Raw genomic sequence first — 17,027 nt, 5'->3', positions numbered from 1 at the left:
CGAACGCGGAAACGTCGCCAGCCTGGGTTTCGATGATCGGCATAGCGGTCAGGGACCCGGTTTTGCCGGTCACTGCGCCGTTGGTGAACTTCTCTACGTACTCTTCCGAAACGCGGGATGCGCGCTCCAGCAGACGGGAGTGGAGATAGAACACGTCACCTGGGTATGCCTCACGTCCTGGTGGACGACGCAGCAGCAGGGAGATCTGGCGGTAAGCCACAGCCTGCTTGGACAGATCGTCGTAGACGATCAGTGCGTCTTCACCGCGGTCGCGGAAGAATTCGCCCATGGTGCAACCGGCATAAGGAGCCAGGAATTGCAGCGCAGGGGATTCCGAAGCACTGGCAGCCACGATGATCGTGTTGGCCAGGGCGCCGTTTTCTTCCAGCTTGCGAACCACGTTGGCGATGGTCGATTGCTTCTGACCAACAGCTACGTAGACGCAGAAGATGCCGCTGTCTTTCTGGTTGATGATCGCGTCGATCGCCAGAGCGGTCTTACCGATCTGACGGTCACCGATGATCAGCTCGCGCTGGCCACGGCCGACAGGGATCATGGCATCGACAGCCTTGTAGCCAGTCTGTACAGGCTGGTCTACCGACTTACGCCAGATCACGCCCGGAGCAACTTTCTCGACCGCGTCGGTCTCGGTGTTGTTCAGCGGGCCTTTGCCGTCGACAGGGTTACCCAGTGCGTCGACTACGCGACCCAGCAGTTCCTTACCAACCGGAACTTCCAGGATGCGGCCGGTGCACTTGGCACTCATGCCTTCAGCCAGCGATGTGTAAGCGCCCAGTACCACCGCACCTACGGAGTCTTGCTCCAGGTTCAGTGCCATACCGTAGACGCCGCCCGGGAACTCGATCATTTCGCCGTACATAGCGTCGGCCAGACCGTGAATCCGCACGATACCGTCAGACACGCTGACGACAGTGCCTTCGTTACGGGCTTGGGAGGCTACATCGAGTTTCTCGATGCGGCCCTTGATGATTTCACTTATTTCGGAAGGATTGAGTTGCTGCATTGCTCTGCTGCCCCTTCAAACTCAAGATTTCAATGCTTCGGCTAGTTGCGCGAGTTTGCCGCGAACTGAGCCATCGATAACCAGGTCGCCGGCGCGGATGATGACACCACCTATCAGGGCAGCATCCTCCGCAGCGTGCAGGCGCACTTCCCGGCCGAGCCGTGCACTGAGAACCTTGGCGAGTTTGTCTTGCTGTTCTTGGTTCAATGCAAAAGCACTGGTGACATCCACATCTACCGATTTTTCCTGCTCGGCCTTGTACAGCTCGAACAGTTCGGCAATCTCCGGCAGAAGCTGGAGACGGTCGTTTTCGGCAACGACGTGGATGAAATTCTGTGCCTGGGCATCGAACTTGTCGCCGCACACTTCAATGAAAGTGGCGGCCTTGTCTGCGCTCGTCAGTCGCGGGGCCTTGAGCATGCGCTGCATGGTGTCGTCTTGCGACACCGCAGCAGCCAGGCCGAGCATGGCTGACCAATTGGCCAGTTGCTGGTGCGCCTGTGCATGCTCGAAGGCTGCCTTAGCGTAAGGTCGGGCCAACGTGGTCAGTTCTGCCATGATCGCCCTCGCTTAAATTTCTGCAGCCAGTTTGTTAACCAGCTCCGCGTGCGCGTTTTGATCGATTGTGGCACCCAGGATCTTCTCGGCACCGTTGACTGCCAGGCTACCCAGTTGGGCGCGCAGCGCGTCTTTGACACCGTTCAGTTCCTGCTCGATCTCGGCCTGAGCCTGAGCCTTGATGCGGTCAGCATCGACACGAGCCTGTTCACGGGCTTCGTCGACAATCTGGTTACCGCGTTTCTTGGCCTGCTCAATGATTTCAGCTGCCTGAGCCTTAGCTTCGCGCAGTTGCTGACCCGCTTTATCTTGGGCCAGCTCCAGGTCGCGAGCTGCTCGAGTGGCAGCGTCCAGTCCATCCGCGATCTTCTTCTGACGTTCGTGCAAAGCCGCGATGACCGGAGGCCACACGAACTTCATGCAGAACAGCACAAAAATGAAGAACGCAACGGACTGGCCAATCAGGGTTGCATTAATGTTCACGCCAACACCTCGCTCGTTCGTTGTCCATCACACCAATCAACTCGAAAATTCGAGCGATTAGCCAGCGAGTTGACCAACGAAGGGGTTCGCAAAGGTGAAGAACAGAGCGATACCAACGCCGATCATGGTTACGGCGTCGAGCAGACCAGCCACGATGAACATTTTAACTTGCAGCATTGGAACCATTTCTGGCTGACGCGCTGCGCCTTCCAGGAACTTACCGCCCAGCAGGCCGAAACCGATTGCGGTACCCAGAGCGCCCAGGCCGATCAGCAGTGCAACAGCGATAGCAGTTAGACCAACTACAGTTTCCATCTTTCCTCCCGACTTTTACGTCGTATTGGTTAGGTTTTCTTAGATTAAAGCGGTAAAGCAAAATCGTTTTTTACATCAAGCCCTTGCGGGCGCCCCCTCACCGCAGCGAGGGGATCATCAGACTCGCGATGCGGGTCTTAATGGTTATCTTCGTGAGCCATCGACAGGTAGACGATGGTCAGCATCATGAAGATGAACGCTTGCAGGGTGATGATCAGGATGTGGAACACAGCCCACGCCCATTGGAGAACCACGCCCAGGCCACTGAGCCACAGCAGGCCGCTGCCGAACATGACCGCGATCAGGATGAACACCAGTTCGCCAGCGTACATGTTGCCGAACAGACGCAGAGCCAGAGAAACCGGTTTGGCGATCAGAGTCACGAATTCAAGCAGGAAATTCACAGGAATCAACAGCGCCTGGACAAGAACGTTCTTGCTGCCAAACGGGTGCAGGGTCAGTTCGCCGATGAAACCGCCGATGCCCTTGACCTTGATGCTGTAGAAAATGATCAGTGCGAATACAGACAGGGCCATGCCGATCGTGGCGTTAGGGTCGGTGGTCGACACTGCGCGGAACGGAATGTGGTGATCGCCCGAGATCATGACGGCCAGCTGAGGAATCCAGTCAACCGGAACCAGGTCGACGGCGTTCATCAGGAAAACCCAGACGAAAATGGTCAGTGCCAGTGGGGCGATGACCGCGCTGCGACCGTGGAAGCTGTCTTTCACGCTGCCATCGACGAATTCGATCAGGACTTCAACGAAGTTCTGCAGGGCACCAGGCTGACCAGAGGTCGCTTTCTTGGCGGCCATGCGGAAAATCAGGACGAAGATCAGGCCCAGGGCAACAGACCAGCCCAGAGTGTCCAGGTGGAAAGCCCAGAAGCCCATTTCCTTCGCTTCGGCTGCCGAATGCGCGAAGCCCCAAGTGCCGTCAGGCAAATGACCGAAGGTCAAGTTCTGCAAGTGGTGCTGGATATAGCCCGAAGCTGTTTGCTCTGCCATGGTGCCCTCAAACGCCCTAAGGTCTCAAAAGTCTTGTTTTCATAAGCAGGGGTGCGAACCAGCTGACCAACTGGGTCAGCATGAACACGCCGAAAACCGCCAATGGAGCCAGCGGCTTTACGCCTGCAAAGGTCAGTGCAAAAAGCACTGCCGTAAAAATCAGTTTGCCTGCCTCGCCGGCGTAGAACGACCGAACGATGGCTTGTGCGGCCCTGGCACCGGAATACCGGAACGCCTTATGGGCAAAGTACAAATTGGGCAGCCAAGCTATCAGGCCTCCGCAAAGTCCTGAATATCCAGCTACGACCCCATGCCACTGCCAAAGCGTCACCGCCGCCAGCAGCAGCACAATCAATTGCGCCAGCAATACCGGGAAAACAGCCAGGCGATGGAATGGCAAGCGGTTTGGCGTGCGTGTCTCCATCACATGGGCTCCTCTAGTGCCAGCCGCCAAAATCAATAACTTGGCATAATTTGTGCCGACAAAATGCGCGCAGAGTATAGGGGCGGTTCAGCCCCTATTCAACTGCCGGGTAGTGATTTCCGATCACACGCTACTTATGATTTGTTTCAGCGGATGTGGGCGAGAACACCCTGCAACTCGTCCAGCGAGTTATAACGGATCACCAACTGGCCTTTACCCTTCTGACCGTGGCGAATCTGCACCGCAGAGCCCAGCCGTTCGGCCAGACGCTGTTCGAGGCGGGTGATATCCGGATCGGCTTTTACAGGTGCCGCTGGCTCCTGTTTGCCACTCAACCATTGGCGTACGAGTGCCTCGGTCTGGCGCACTGTCAGGCCACGTGCGACAACATGTCGCGCCCCTTCGACCTGCTGTTCTTCCGGCAATCCGAGCAACGCACGGGCATGGCCCATTTCCAGGTCGCCGTGGGACAGCATGGTCTTGATGACATCCGGCAGTGAAATCAGACGCAGCAGGTTGGCCACGCTCACGCGCGACTTACCCACAGCCTCGGCGACCTGCTGTTGAGTCAGCTGGAATTCCTGCTGCAGACGCTGCAGGGCAATCGCCTCTTCAATCGGATTGAGGTCTTCGCGCTGGATGTTCTCGATCAGCGCCATGGCAATGGCGGCTTCATCCGGCACATCACGCACCATCGCCGGGATGGTCTCGGTGCCTGCCTGCTGGCTAGCGCGCCAGCGGCGTTCACCGGCGATGATCTCGAAGCGGTTGTCAGCGATCGGGCGCACCACGATCGGCTGCATGACGCCTTGTGCCCTGATCGAATTGGCCAGTTCTTCCAGCGCCTGCGGGTCCATGTCCCGGCGCGGCTGGTACTTGCCGCGCTGAATCAGGTCCAGCGGGATGTATTGCAGTTCACGCTGGTCGGCCTGAACGGCCTGTTCTTCCAGCGCAGCGACGGTGGGACTGCTCAGCAGCGCGTCCAGCCCACGTCCAAGTCCTCGTTTCTTGACGGCCATGGGGGTTCCTTAAGTGGGCTGGGCAGCAGCGCGCGAGGCGCGACGCTGGCGGCGGACCATTTCACCCGCCAGCGCCAGGTAGGCAAGCGCCCCCCGCGATGACTTGTCATAGGCCAGCGCCGGCATGCCGAAGCTTGGGGCTTCAGCGAGACGAATGTTGCGCGGGATCACCGTGTCGTACAGCTGATCGCCGAAGTGTTCCTTGAGCTGCGCCGACACATCGTTGATCAGGCTCAGGCGCGGGTCGTACATGGTCCGCAGCAGGCCTTCGATCTTCAGTTGTGGGTTGAGCAACTCGCCGATGCGCTTGATGTTATCCACAAGGTCGCTCAGACCTTCCAGCGCATAATACTCGCACTGCATGGGAATGATCACGCCATCTGCGGCAACCAGCGCATTGAGGGTCAGCATCGACAGCGACGGAGGGCAGTCGATCAGGATGTAGTCGTAGTTTTCCCGAATCGGTGCCAGGGCAGTACGCAGACGCGCCTCTTTCATCTGCATTTCCAGCAGGACGACTTCGGCGGCAGTCAGGTCGCGGTTGGCCGGCAGCAGTTGATAACCGCCGTGCTCGGAGAAGTGCATGGCCTGATTCAGGTCGCACTCGCCGATCAGCAGATCGTAGACGGAATGCTCCAGGCCATGTTTATCCACACCGCTACCCATGGTGGCGTTGCCCTGTGGATCGAGATCGATCAACAACACCCGACGCTTGGTTGCGACCAGCGACGCTGCGAGGTTGATGCAAGTGGTGGTTTTACCCACACCACCTTTTTGGTTCGCTATCGCGAATACCTTAGCCATTCTTGCGTGTGTTCCCTGTCATGCCGTGCGGCGCAGTATCAGCAGATGCCGTTGACCTTGGCAACCGGGTACGGCCAAGGCTTGCGCGCTTTCCAGATTGAAATCTGCGGGCAATGCTACCAGTTCATCGGCAGGATGCAGACCTTTCATTGCCAGCCAGCGTGTATTGGTATCGCCCATGTGGCGTGTCCAATGGGTGAAGTCTTCCAGGCTGCTGAATGCCCGGGAAATGATACCGGTGAACGGCTGCGCAGGTTGATACGCTTCGGCACGGCTGTGGATAACTTCCAGGTTGTCGAGCTTGAGCTCGAGTTTGACCTGGGTCAGGAATCGGGTTTTCTTGCCATTGCTGTCCAGCAGCGTGACTTTCATGTCCGGAAACATGATCGCCAGCGGAATGCCAGGCATGCCGCCGCCGCTGCCGACGTCCAGTTGCCGTTCGCCGTCGATGAACGGCACGACGCTCAGGCTGTCGAGCAGGTGACGCGAGACCATTTCGTCCGGATCGCGCACCGCGGTCAGGTTGTAGGCCTTGTTCCATTTGATCAGCAATGCGAGGTAACCCAGCAACTGCCTGTGCTGGGTCTCACTCAACGCGACGCCCAATTCGCGGGCGCCAAGGGTCAGTTCTTCTGCGTGCTGCGGGGTGACCATAGAACTCAAGCGCTTTGCTCCAACTGACGGCCCGCGCCGCGTTTTTTCAAGTGAATCATCAACAGGGAAATGGCCGCCGGCGTAACCCCGGGAATCCGCGAAGCCTGGCCCAGAGTTTCCGGCCGAGTTATCCCCAGCTTGCCCTGGATTTCTTTCGACAGCCCGGAAATGGTGGTGTAGTCGATGTCTTGCGGCAGCTTGGTGTTTTCGCTGGCACGCAGGCGGGCGATTTCATCCTGCTGACGGTCGATGTAGCCGGCGTACTTGGTCTTGATCTCGACCTGTTCGGCAACCTGTGGATCGATTTCGCCTTGGCCTGTCAGTGCGACAAGCCCGGCATAGTCGATTTCCGGACGGCTCAGCAAATTCAGCAGGTTGTATTCGTGGGTCAGCGGCGTGCCGAAATGCGCCGCGACCGCATCGCCCTGCTCGGTGCCCGGGCGAATCCAGGTGGATTTCAAACGCTGTTCTTCACGCTCGATGCCTTCGCGCTTGGCGCAGAACGCAGCCCAGCGAGCATCATCGACCAGGCCCAGCTCGCGACCTTTTTCAGTCAGGCGCAGGTCGGCGTTGTCTTCGCGCAGGATCAGGCGATATTCGGCGCGGGATGTGAACATCCGGTACGGCTCTTGGGTGCCTAGGGTAATCAAGTCATCCACAAGCACACCGATGTAGGCCTCATCGCGACGCGGGCACCAGCTTTCCTTGCCCTGCGCACGCAGTGCGGCATTGGCACCGGCGAGCAGACCTTGCGCACCGGCTTCTTCGTAACCGGTGGTGCCGTTGATTTGCCCGGCGAAGAACAGACCGGCAATGACTTTGGTTTCCAGGCTGTACTTCAGGTCACGCGGATCGAAGTAGTCGTACTCGATGGCGTAGCCAGGACGCACGATGTGGGCATTTTCCATACCGTGAATCGAACGCACGATCTGCAGTTGCACGTCGAACGGCAGCGAGGTGGAGATCCCGTTCGGGTACAGCTCGTGGGTCGTCAGGCCTTCCGGCTCGATGAATACCTGGTGACTGGCCTTGTCCGCAAAGCGATGAATCTTGTCTTCGATCGACGGGCAATAACGCGGGCCGATGCCTTCGATTTCGCCGGCGGCGGAGTACATCGGCGAACGGTCGAGGTTCGCCGCGATGATTTCGTGGGTGCGCGCGTTGGTGTGGGTAATCCAGCAGCTGACCTGACGCGGGTGCTGCTCCTTGGAACCCATGAACGACATGACCGGGATCGGGGTATCGCCTGGTTGCTCGGTCATCACCGAGAAATCCACGGAGCGGCCGTCGATTCGCGGCGGAGTACCGGTTTTCAGGCGACCGACACGCAGCGGCAGTTCGCGAAGGCGGCGAGCCAGTGCGATGGAAGGCGGATCGCCTGCACGACCACCCGAGTAATTCTGCAAACCGATGTGGATAAGTCCACCCAGAAAGGTGCCCGTGGTGAGTACCACTGAGTCTGCCATGAAACGCAGGCCCATCTGGGTCACTACGCCGCGCACCTGATCCTGCTCGACGATCAGGTCATCGCAGGCCTGCTGGAATATCCACAGGTTCGGCTGGTTTTCGATGATCTCGCGAATCGCGGCCTTATACAGAATGCGGTCTGCCTGGGCGCGTGTCGCTCGTACTGCCGGGCCTTTGCGGCCATTGAGTACGCGAAATTGAATGCCACCAAGGTCAGTTGCAGTTGCCATGGCGCCGCCGAGCGCATCGATCTCTTTGACCAGATGGCTTTTGCCGATGCCGCCGATGGCCGGGTTGCAACTCATCTGGCCGAGGGTTTCCACGTTATGCGTCAGCAGCAGGGTTTTTGCACCCATGCGAGCAGACGCCAGTGCTGCCTCGGTACCGGCATGACCGCCGCCGATGACGATCACTTCAAAACGGGAAGGGAAATCCACCACGCACCTCGTGCCTGTTTTTTGGGGGGAATAGGAAATTGGCGGCAAGTATAGGGACTTCGCCCCCCTTAAAGGAACCTTTTGCGCAAAATTTAACCAGCTGTGGATGAATGGCGGTTAAAGAAATTAAAAAGAAAGAAATTTATAAAATCTTTGTTTTTATTTTTATGTATATAGAGGCACCTATCTGTGGATAGATTCATACAGCCTACGTTTTACGCTGTGTACAGAGTTTTGAAACCTTGTGGTCATCTGTGCATGAGGCCCTTGGATAAGCGCTTTAAGCCTGTGGATTAAGTGCTCGGTTGTCCACAGGGGGGATTATCCTCAGCCACGAAGCCCACTTATCAACCGAGCTGAATCGCGGTTATGCACAGGGCTTATTTTGAGGTTTGGTAGCGAATTGAGGGGCAACGCGCAGGCGAAAGCATCCCGCGATGAAGTCGCAGGTGACGTGAAAGAGGTAGGCAGGAGGCGATCAGGCAGGTTCGGGAGGTGAACCTGCCTGTGGAAAACGCAGAAAGTGGCTTATTTGCCGATGCAGAAGCTGGAAAAGATCCGGCCCAACAGGTCATCGGAGCTGAATGCCCCGGTGATTTCACCCAGAAACTGCTGCGCCAGGCGCAGATCTTCAGCGAGCAGTTCACCGGCGCCCGCTAGCGTCAGTTGTGAGCGGCCGTGCTCGAGGGAGGCGCTGGCTCGCTGCAGCGCTTCCAGGTGGCGTCGGCGAGCGCTGAAGCTGCTTTCGGCGGTCTGTTGATAACCCATGCAGGCCTTGAGGTGCTCACGCAGCAGTTCCAGGCCTTCGCCACCAGCCTTGGCGCTCAGGTTGATGGTGACGTGGCCATCGGCGCTGATTTGCAGCCCCACTTGATCGCCGCTCAGGTCGGCCTTGTTGCGTATCAGCGTGACGTGCGCAGGATCGGGGCGCTGGTCGAGGAACTCTGGCCAGAGCGCGAATGGATCGGCCGCCTCCGGTGCAGTCGCATCGACCACCAGCAGCACGCGGTCGGCCTCGTTGATCGCCTTGAGCGCACGTTCCACGCCAATCTTTTCCACATGGTCATCGGTGTCACGCAGCCCCGCGGTGTCCACAACGTGCAACGGCATGCCATCGATGTGGATATGTTCGCGCAGCACGTCCCGGGTGGTGCCGGCAATCTCGGTGACGATTGCGGCCTCACGGCCGGCCAGGGCGTTGAGCAAACTCGATTTGCCCGCATTCGGACGACCGGCAATCACGACCGTCATGCCGTCGCGCAGCAATGCACCTTGATTCGCCTCGCGAACGACTGTGGATAATTGCTCGCGAACCGCATCCAGCATGCTCAGCACGTGGCCATCGGCGAGAAAATCGATTTCTTCCTCGGGAAAGTCGATGGCCGCTTCGACGTAGATCCGCAGGCTGATCAGCTTTTCCGTCAGGCTGTGGACACGTTGCGAGAACACGCCCTGCAGAGAGCGCAGCGCATTGCGTGCCGCTTGCGCGGAACTGGCTTCGATGAGGTCGGCAATGGCTTCGGCCTGGGCCAGGTCGAGCTTGTCGTTGAGAAACGCCCGCTCACTGAATTCCCCAGGGCGCGCAAGGCGGCTACCCAGTTGTACACAGCGTTGCAGGAGCATGTCGAGCACGACGGGGCCGCCATGGCCCTGTAGTTCCAGGACGTCTTCACCTGTGAACGAATTCGGTCCCGGGAAATACAGCGCGATGCCTTCGTCGATCACCAGGCCATCGTGATCGTGGAACGGGCCGTAGTGGGCATAACGCGGCTGCAGCTGCTTGCCGACGATGGCCTGGGCGCAGGCGCTGGCCAACGGGCCCGAGATACGCACAATACCGACGCCTCCCCGACCCTGGGCAGTTGCGATGGCTGCAATGGTTTCACGAGGGACATTCATGGTCCGGCTCCCGACAAACTGACAGATAGCAAAACGCCCCACTAGGGGGCGTTCTGTATGACTTACTCACAGGGTAGATCAGGCTGCGGCTTTCTTGGCCTTGGCCTCGATGCTGCGCGTGATGTACCACTGCTGGGTGATGGACAGGGTGTTGTTCACAACCCAGTACAGCACCAGACCCGCCGGGAACCACAGGAAGAAGAAGGTGAAGATGATTGGCATCAGCTTCATCACCTTGGCCTGCATCGGATCCGGAGGTGTAGGGTTCAGACGCTGCTGGATGAACATGGTTGCGCCCATGATGATCGGCAGGATGAAGAACGGATCCTTGATCGACAGGTCCGTTATCCACAGCAGCCATGGCGCCTGGCGCATCTCGACGCTTTCCAGGAGTACCCAGTACAACGACAGGAACACCGGCATCTGCACAAGAATCGGCAAGCATCCACCCAGCGGGTTGATCTTCTCTTTCTTGTACAGCTCCATCATCGCCTGGGAAAGCTTCTGACGGTCGTCGCCATGTTGCTCTTTGAGTGCTGCAAGGCGCGGAGCCACGGCACGCATGCGCGCCATCGATTTGTAGCTGGCAGCCGACAGAGGGAAGAAGAGCCCCTTGATCAGCATGGTCAGGAAGATGATCGACCAGCCCCAGTTGCCGACGATGCTGTGGATATGTTGCAGCAGCCAGAAGATCGGCTGGGCAATGAACCACAGGATGCCGTAGTCGACAGTCAGTTCCAGACCTGGGGACAACTCTTTCAGGACAGCCTGGCTCTTGGGACCAGCGTACAGCGTGGTCGTGGTTTCAGCCTTGGCACCCGGCGCGATCGTCACCGCAGGACCGGTGAAACCGATGATGTAGTTGCCGGCGCTGTCTTTACGAGTGGTAACGGTGTTGCTGTCAGCCTTGTTCGGAATCCATGCGGTCACGAAGTAGTGCTGCAGCCAGGCCACCCAGCCACCTTGAACGGTGTCTTTGATCGAGCCTTTGTCGATGTCTTTCATCGAAACCTTTTTGTAAGGCTCCGAAGGTGTCCACATCGCGGCACCCAGATAGGTGGCGGTACCGGTGGCGGTGGTCGAAGACGGGTCGGCACTGGCGTCGCGCTTGAGCTGGGCGAACAGGTTACCGTTCCACGGCTGCGCGCTCTGGTTGTCGATCAGGTAGCTGACAGTCAGGTCGTACAGGCCGCGCTTGAACGTGAAACGCTTGATGTAGTTGACGCCGGCATCGCTGAATTTCAGGTCAACGACCAGCTCGTTCTGACCTTCTGCCAGTTGATAACTTTTCTGGGTGGCAGCGTAGACAGGGCGGCCAGCGGCACGTGCGTCCGGACCGTTGATGCCTGTCAGGCCGCTTTGTGCCAGGAAAGTACGCTCGCCGCCGTTATCGAACAACTGGAACGGAATTTCAGGATGGTCCTGACGACGTGGATAAAGTGGCAGACGAAGCTGCACCACATCACCACCTACCGGGTCGATTTCCAGGCTCAATACGTCTGTTTTAACCTGAATCAGGTCTTTGCTGGCAACCACCGGTGTTTCGGCAGGTGCTGCAACTTCACCTGTCGCGCTTGGTACGTCTGCGTTTGCAGCGCCAGTACCTTGCGGGGTGTCAGGAAGAGCGGATGTATTGGTGTTGGCAGCAACATTCTGAGTCGGCAAGGCAGCCTGACCATAGTCCTGGTTCCATTTCAGGACACCGGCGTAGGTCACGATTGCCAGGGCGACGATCAGGATTGTGCGTTTGATATCCATGATTACTCGGCCATCGAAGAGGAACGGGAGGTGGGTGCTGGTGGAACCGGGTCGAAACCACCGGGATTCCACGGGTGACAGCGACCTAAACGACGCAAGGTCAGCCAGCCGCCGCGTACCAGGCCATGATTTTCAATGGCTTCGTACGCATAGCAGGAGCAACTGGGGTAGAAACGACAGTGATTAGCCATCAGAGGACTAATGGCATAGCGGTAAAACTGGATCGGAACGAGCGCCAGTTTACGCATCAGGACTGTCTACCCCCGCAGTTTCGGATTTGACTTCCGGAGTGGGCCGGCTACGCGCCAGACGTTTCCAGAGCTTGCCGAAATGCTGAATCAATTCGGGGTTTTCAATATCACCCAAGCCTTTACGCGCGACGACGACGATATCCCAACCAATCAGATCATCCTGATTGTTGCGAAACGATTCGCGCATCAAGCGTTTCAGACGATTGCGCTCGACGGAGAGCTTGACGCTCTTCTTCCCGATCACGAGCCCCAGTCGGGCGTGATCAAGATCGTTGTTGCGCACAAGGAGCAGGAGATTCTTCCCCGGAACCTTGCCGGTTGGGGAGTCAAAGACTGCCTTGAAGTGTCGGGGTGTCAGCAGACGTTTTTCCCGACTGAAGTCTCGACTCACCACCTGTGCCGATTAATCAAACTGCCAGACGCTTACGGCCTTTGGCGCGACGACGCGACAGGACTGCACGGCCGTTTTTGGTAGCCATACGTGCACGGAAACCGTGGGTGCGGGCGCGCTTGATGGTGCTCGGTTGGAAAGTACGTTTCATGGTGTGTTACCTGGTTCGTCCACAACGGGCCGGAATGACCCCGTTTTAAGAGAGCGGGGATTCTAGAGAAAGCAAGCCCGCAGGTCAATTTCCAACCAGCGTTTCTCTCATTTACTTCTTATATGGGTATTGGACGGCATCACCCCGCCCGAACGGGCACACCGATCACCTAGACATAAAAATAAAGAAGGAAAGTATTTAAAGCTTTTCTGTAAAGCTTATAGAAGCTAGGCAAGCCATCTTCTGTGGATAACCTTATCAAGGCCTTATAAACCGCTGTGTACAGAGAATCACAACTCTGTCAGCAAGCGGTGTCGGACCTGTGCTGCGCTGTCGGAAAAGCTGTGCGTGGAATGTCTCTTTATCCACAGGCTGGTTATCCACAAATTTCAGGCCTGGGTTATACAAAGGGGTCATGGGCGGTTATCCACAGACCTCATGCAGATGCCATTGGTCGGTTTTCAACCCTATAAGATGTTGATTTTCAGGTGGGTGGGCGACACCTACATGTGGATAAGTCTGTTGTGGGTGGTTACAATGGGCGCTTGTTTTCGCCTCACCGGCTTTTGAAACGTAGGGGATATCCGTGTCAGTGGAACTTTGGCAGCAGTGCGTGGAGCTTTTGCGCGATGAGCTGCCTGCCCAGCAATTCAACACCTGGATCCGTCCGCTGCAGGTCGAAGCCGAAGGCGACGAATTGCGTGTCTATGCGCCTAACCGCTTCGTGCTCGACTGGGTAAACGAAAAGTACCTTGGCCGCCTGCTCGAACTGCTCGGTGAGCATGGACAGGGTGCTGCGCCTGCCCTTTCCTTATTAATAGGCAGCAAACGCAGCTCGGCCCCTCGTGCTGCGCCCAATGCTCCCCTGGCAGCAGCTGCCGCGGCCGCTGCAACACAGGCTGCCCAGAGTGCGGCGACTGCCAGCAATGGTGCCTTGGCCCCGGCACCTGCCTCGGTGTCTGCACCTGCGCCAGTCGTCCAGCAGTCACTGGATGTGGACGATGAGCCTTCGCGGGCGAGCTTCGACCCCATGGCCGGCGCCAGCAGCCAACAGGCTCCAGCCCGTGCCGAGCAGCGCAGCGTCCAGGTCGAGGGTGCCCTCAAGCACACCAGTTACCTGAACCGCACGTTCACCTTCGAGAACTTCGTCGAGGGTAAGTCCAACCAGTTGGCGCGCGCCGCTGCCTGGCAAGTGGCCGATAACCCCAAGCATGGCTATAACCCGCTGTTCCTTTATGGTGGTGTGGGCCTGGGTAAAACCCACTTGATGCACGCTGTGGGTAACCATCTTCTGAAGAAGAATCCGAATGCGAAGGTTGTGTACCTGCATTCGGAGCGCTTTGTTGCAGACATGGTCAAGGCGCTGCAGTTGAACGCGATCAACGAATTCAAGCGCTTCTACCGTTCGGTCGATGCGTTGCTGATCGACGACATCCAGTTCTTCGCCCGCAAGGAGCGTTCGCAGGAAGAGTTTTTCCACACCTTCAACGCGCTTCTGGAAGGTGGGCAGCAGGTCATCCTGACCAGTGACCGTTATCCGAAAGAGATCGAAGGTCTCGAGGAACGTCTGAAGTCGCGCTTCGGCTGGGGCCTGACGGTGGCGGTCGAGCCACCGGAACTGGAAACCCGGGTCGCGATTCTCATGAAGAAAGCCGACCAGGCGAAGGTCGAGCTCCCGCACGATGCGGCGTTCTTCATCGCGCAGCGCATTCGCTCCAACGTTCGTGAACTCGAAGGTGCCCTCAAGCGGGTCATCGCGCACTCTCACTTCATGGGCCGCGACATCACCATCGAGCTGATCCGCGAATCCTTGAAAGACCTGTTGGCGCTTCAGGACAAACTGGTCAGTGTGGATAACATTCAGCGAACTGTTGCCGAGTACTACAAGATCAAGATCTCCGACCTTCTGTCGAAGCGTCGTTCGAGATCGGTTGCCCGTCCGCGTCAGGTCGCGATGGCGTTGTCCAAAGAATTGACCAACCACAGTCTGCCTGAAATCGGCGACGTGTTTGGCGGGCGAGATCACACCACGGTGCTGCACGCTTGCCGCAAAATCAACGAACTTAAAGAATCCGACGCGGACATCCGCGAGGACTACAAGAACCTGCTGCGTACTTTGACTACGTGATGCCGACGCAGCTTATCAAGGCAAGGGACTAGACCATGCATTTCACCATTCAACGCGAAGCCCTGTTGAAACCCCTGCAACTGGTCGCAGGCGTTGTAGAACGCCGCCAGACCTTGCCGGTTCTGTCTAACGTATTGCTGGTTGTCGAAGGCCAGCAGCTGTCCCTGACCGGTACCGACCTTGAGGTCGAGCTGGTCGGGCGCGTCCAGCTGGAAGAGCCTGCCGAGCCTGGCGAGATCACCGTGCCGGCGCGCAAGCTGATGGACATCTGCAAAAGCCTGCCAAACGATGCATTGATCGACGTCAAGGTCGACGAGCAGAAGCTGGTGGTCAAGGCCGGCCGCAGCCGTTTCACCCTTTCGACGCTGCCAGCCAACGACTTCCCGACTGTGGAAGAAGGCCCTGGCTCGCTGACGTTCAGCCTGGTTCAAAGCAAACTGCGCCGTTTGATCGAGCGCACCAGCTTTGCCATGGCTCAGCAGGATGTCCGTTACTACCTCAACGGCATGCTGATCGAAGTTCAGTCGGGCGTGCTGCGCGCCGTTGCCACCGACGGTCACCGTCTGGCGATGTGCTCGATGGCCGCTGAAATCGAACAGGCTGATCGTCATCAGGTCATCGTGCCGCGCAAGGGTATCCTTGAGCTGGCTCGCCTTCTGACCGAGCAGGACGGTCTGGTCAGCATCGTGTTGGGTCAACACCACATCCGTGCGACCACCGGCGAATTCACCTTCACCTCCAAACTGGTAGACGGCAAATTCCCGGACTACGAGCGTGTTCTGCCAAAAGGCGGCGACAAACTGGTGGTGGGTGATCGTCAGGCGCTGCGCGAAGCGTTCAGCCGCACTGCGATTCTTTCCAACGAGAAGTACCGTGGCATCCGCTTGCAGCTGGCCAATGGTCAACTGAAGATCCAGGCCAACAACCCTGAGCAGGAAGAAGCGGAAGAAGAAATCGGCGTTGACTACAACGGCAGCACGCTGGAGATCGGCTTCAACGTGAGCTATCTGCTCGATGTGCTGGGCGTCATGACCACCGAGCAGGTGCGTCTGCTCCTGTCCGACTCCAACAGCAGTGCGCTGGTACAGGAATCGGGCAACGACGACTCGGCGTATGTTGTCATGCCGATGCGTCTGTAATCAGCAGAACCTAGATGTCTCTTAGCCGCGTCTCGGTCACCGGGGTGCGCAATCTGCACCCGGTGACCTTCTCCCCCTCTCCTCGTATCAATATCCTTTATGGCGCCAACGGCAGTGGTAAAACCAGTGTCCTGGAAGCCATTCACTTGCTTGGCTTGGCTCGCTCCTTCCGTAGCACTCGGTTGCAACCTGTCATCCAGTACGAACAGCCTGCTTGCACAGTCTTTGGCCAGGTCGAACTGGCCGAAGGTGGACACAGCAATCTCGGTATTTCACGAGACAGGCAAGGTGAGTTCCAGATTCGTATCGATGGCCAGAATGCCAAGAGCGCTGCGCAGCTCGCCGAAACGCTACCGCTGCAACTGATAAATCCCGACAGCTTTCGGCTGCTGGAGGGTGCCCCGAAAATCCGCAGGCAGTTTCTGGATTGGGGAGTGTTCCACGTGGAACCTCGATTCATGGCCACTTGGCAGCGTTTGCAGAAGGCGCTGAGGCAGCGAAACTCGTGGCTTCGGCATGGTACACTTGACGCCGCTTCGCAGGCGGCCTGGGATCGAGAGCTGTGCCTGGCCAGTGATGAAATCGATGAATTTCGTCGCGCTTATATCAAAGCGCTGAAACCTGTTTTTGAGCAAACGTTGAGTGAGCTGGTAGAGCTTGAAGGGCTTACCCTGAGTTACTACCGTGGCTGGGACAAGGAAAAAGACCTGAGCAGCGTGCTCGCCTCTTCTCTCTATCGTGACCAGCAGATGGGTCACACCCAAGCCGGACCGCAACGAGCGGATCTGCGACTCAGACTCGGTGGGCACAACGCGGCGGACATTTTGTCACGCGGCCAACAGAAGTTGGTGGTATGTGCCCTGCGTATTGCTCAAGGACATTTGGTCAGCCAGGCCCGCCGCGGGCAATGTATCTACCTCGTCGATGACCTTCCATCGGAGCTCGACGAGAACCATCGCAGCGCGCTGTGTCGCCTGCTGGAAGAATTACGCTGCCAGGTTTTTATCACCTGTGTAGATCATGAATTGTTGAGGGAAGGCTGGCAGACGGAAACGCCAGTTGCGGTGTTCCACGTGGAACACGGCAGTATCACCCAGACCCACGACCATCGGGAGTGA

Annotated in this window: 18 protein-coding genes; 3 read left to right on the top strand and 15 right to left on the bottom strand. The window is 57.9% G+C overall.

Annotated features, from left to right (window positions below; translation table 11 throughout):
• The 15 genes from atpA to rpmH form a co-directional block, all read right to left on the bottom strand.
• The coding region (atpA, locus tag ACIPOO_RS25250; RefSeq protein WP_400610581.1) for a F0F1 ATP synthase subunit alpha at positions 1–1,024 on the bottom strand (1,024 nt) is incomplete at its 3' end.
• A gap of 21 nt (positions 1,025–1,045) precedes the next feature.
• Positions 1,046–1,582: a F0F1 ATP synthase subunit delta gene (locus ACIPOO_RS25245; RefSeq protein WP_274132098.1), complete on the bottom strand. Its 537-nt coding sequence runs from the start codon at positions 1,580–1,582 to the stop codon at positions 1,046–1,048.
• 12 nt (positions 1,583–1,594) lie between these two features.
• Entirely contained in the window at positions 1,595–2,065 is a 471-nt protein-coding gene (locus tag ACIPOO_RS25240; RefSeq protein WP_166593942.1) for a F0F1 ATP synthase subunit B, read from the bottom strand.
• Between the two features lie 57 nt (positions 2,066–2,122).
• The gene (gene atpE / locus ACIPOO_RS25235; protein ID WP_002555987.1) at positions 2,123–2,380 is read right to left on the bottom strand and encodes a F0F1 ATP synthase subunit C; all 258 of its coding nucleotides are present in this window, start codon (positions 2,378–2,380) and stop codon (positions 2,123–2,125) included.
• A gap of 137 nt (positions 2,381–2,517) precedes the next feature.
• Entirely contained in the window at positions 2,518–3,387 is an 870-nt protein-coding gene (atpB, locus tag ACIPOO_RS25230) for a F0F1 ATP synthase subunit A (RefSeq protein WP_081564624.1), read from the bottom strand.
• A gap of 16 nt (positions 3,388–3,403) precedes the next feature.
• A complete protein-coding gene (locus tag ACIPOO_RS25225; protein ID WP_274132096.1) occupies positions 3,404–3,811 on the bottom strand; it encodes a F0F1 ATP synthase subunit I in 408 nt (135 codons plus the stop codon).
• 146 nt (positions 3,812–3,957) lie between these two features.
• Positions 3,958–4,830 (bottom strand): ParB/RepB/Spo0J family partition protein, encoded by an 873-nt coding sequence (locus tag ACIPOO_RS25220; RefSeq protein ID WP_274132095.1) that lies wholly within the window; start codon positions 4,828–4,830, stop codon positions 3,958–3,960.
• Between the two features lie 9 nt (positions 4,831–4,839).
• Positions 4,840–5,634 (bottom strand): ParA family protein, encoded by a 795-nt coding sequence (locus tag ACIPOO_RS25215; RefSeq protein ID WP_274132093.1) that lies wholly within the window; start codon positions 5,632–5,634, stop codon positions 4,840–4,842.
• Positions 5,635–5,652: 18 nt separating this feature from the next.
• On the bottom strand, positions 5,653–6,288 hold the full coding sequence (rsmG, locus tag ACIPOO_RS25210; protein ID WP_400610591.1) for a 16S rRNA (guanine(527)-N(7))-methyltransferase RsmG: 636 nt from the start codon (positions 6,286–6,288) through the stop codon (positions 5,653–5,655).
• A gap of 5 nt (positions 6,289–6,293) precedes the next feature.
• Positions 6,294–8,192 carry a tRNA uridine-5-carboxymethylaminomethyl(34) synthesis enzyme MnmG gene (mnmG, locus tag ACIPOO_RS25205; RefSeq protein ID WP_400610577.1) on the bottom strand — a complete coding sequence of 633 codons (1,899 nt, stop codon included), beginning with the start codon at positions 8,190–8,192 and terminating at the stop codon, positions 6,294–6,296.
• A 528-nt stretch (positions 8,193–8,720) separates the two neighbouring features.
• Positions 8,721–10,091, bottom strand: a complete 1,371-nt coding sequence (gene mnmE / locus ACIPOO_RS25200; protein WP_400610575.1) for a tRNA uridine-5-carboxymethylaminomethyl(34) synthesis GTPase MnmE — start codon at positions 10,089–10,091, stop codon at positions 8,721–8,723.
• A gap of 78 nt (positions 10,092–10,169) precedes the next feature.
• Positions 10,170–11,849, bottom strand: coding sequence for a membrane protein insertase YidC (gene yidC, locus ACIPOO_RS25195; RefSeq protein ID WP_400610573.1), 1,680 nt, complete (start codon positions 11,847–11,849; stop codon positions 10,170–10,172).
• A gap of 2 nt (positions 11,850–11,851) precedes the next feature.
• The gene (gene yidD / locus ACIPOO_RS25190) at positions 11,852–12,097 is read right to left on the bottom strand and encodes a membrane protein insertion efficiency factor YidD (RefSeq protein ID WP_081564616.1); all 246 of its coding nucleotides are present in this window, start codon (positions 12,095–12,097) and stop codon (positions 11,852–11,854) included.
• Positions 12,090–12,491, bottom strand: a complete 402-nt coding sequence (gene rnpA / locus ACIPOO_RS25185; RefSeq protein WP_274132088.1) for a ribonuclease P protein component — start codon at positions 12,489–12,491, stop codon at positions 12,090–12,092. Before rnpA ends, yidD begins: the two co-directional genes overlap by 8 nt.
• A 16-nt stretch (positions 12,492–12,507) precedes the next feature.
• Positions 12,508–12,642 (bottom strand): 50S ribosomal protein L34, encoded by a 135-nt coding sequence (rpmH, locus tag ACIPOO_RS25180; protein ID WP_002551315.1) that lies wholly within the window; start codon positions 12,640–12,642, stop codon positions 12,508–12,510.
• Between the two features lie 586 nt (positions 12,643–13,228).
• On the opposite strand from rpmH, the gene dnaA reads away from it, so the two are divergent.
• The 3 genes from dnaA to recF are packed head-to-tail and all read left to right on the top strand — an operon-like array spanning position 13,229 to position 17,027.
• Positions 13,229–14,770 carry a chromosomal replication initiator protein DnaA gene (gene dnaA / locus ACIPOO_RS25175; protein ID WP_400610571.1) on the top strand — a complete coding sequence of 514 codons (1,542 nt, stop codon included), beginning with the start codon at positions 13,229–13,231 and terminating at the stop codon, positions 14,768–14,770.
• Positions 14,771–14,805: 35 nt separating this feature from the next.
• A complete protein-coding gene (dnaN, locus tag ACIPOO_RS25170; RefSeq protein ID WP_274132086.1) occupies positions 14,806–15,909 on the top strand; it encodes a DNA polymerase III subunit beta in 1,104 nt (367 codons plus the stop codon).
• A 14-nt stretch (positions 15,910–15,923) separates the two neighbouring features.
• Complete coding sequence (gene recF / locus ACIPOO_RS25165; protein WP_274132084.1) at positions 15,924–17,027, top strand: DNA replication/repair protein RecF; 1,104 nt, start codon at positions 15,924–15,926, stop codon at positions 17,025–17,027.

The sequence above is a fragment of the Pseudomonas sp. NPDC090201 genome (assembly GCF_044746825.1).
GTDB lineage: Bacteria > Pseudomonadota > Gammaproteobacteria > Pseudomonadales > Pseudomonadaceae > Aquipseudomonas > Aquipseudomonas putida_AD.
The sequence above is the reverse complement of the archived record's forward strand: the minus strand, read 5'-3'. Positions and strand labels throughout refer to the sequence as shown.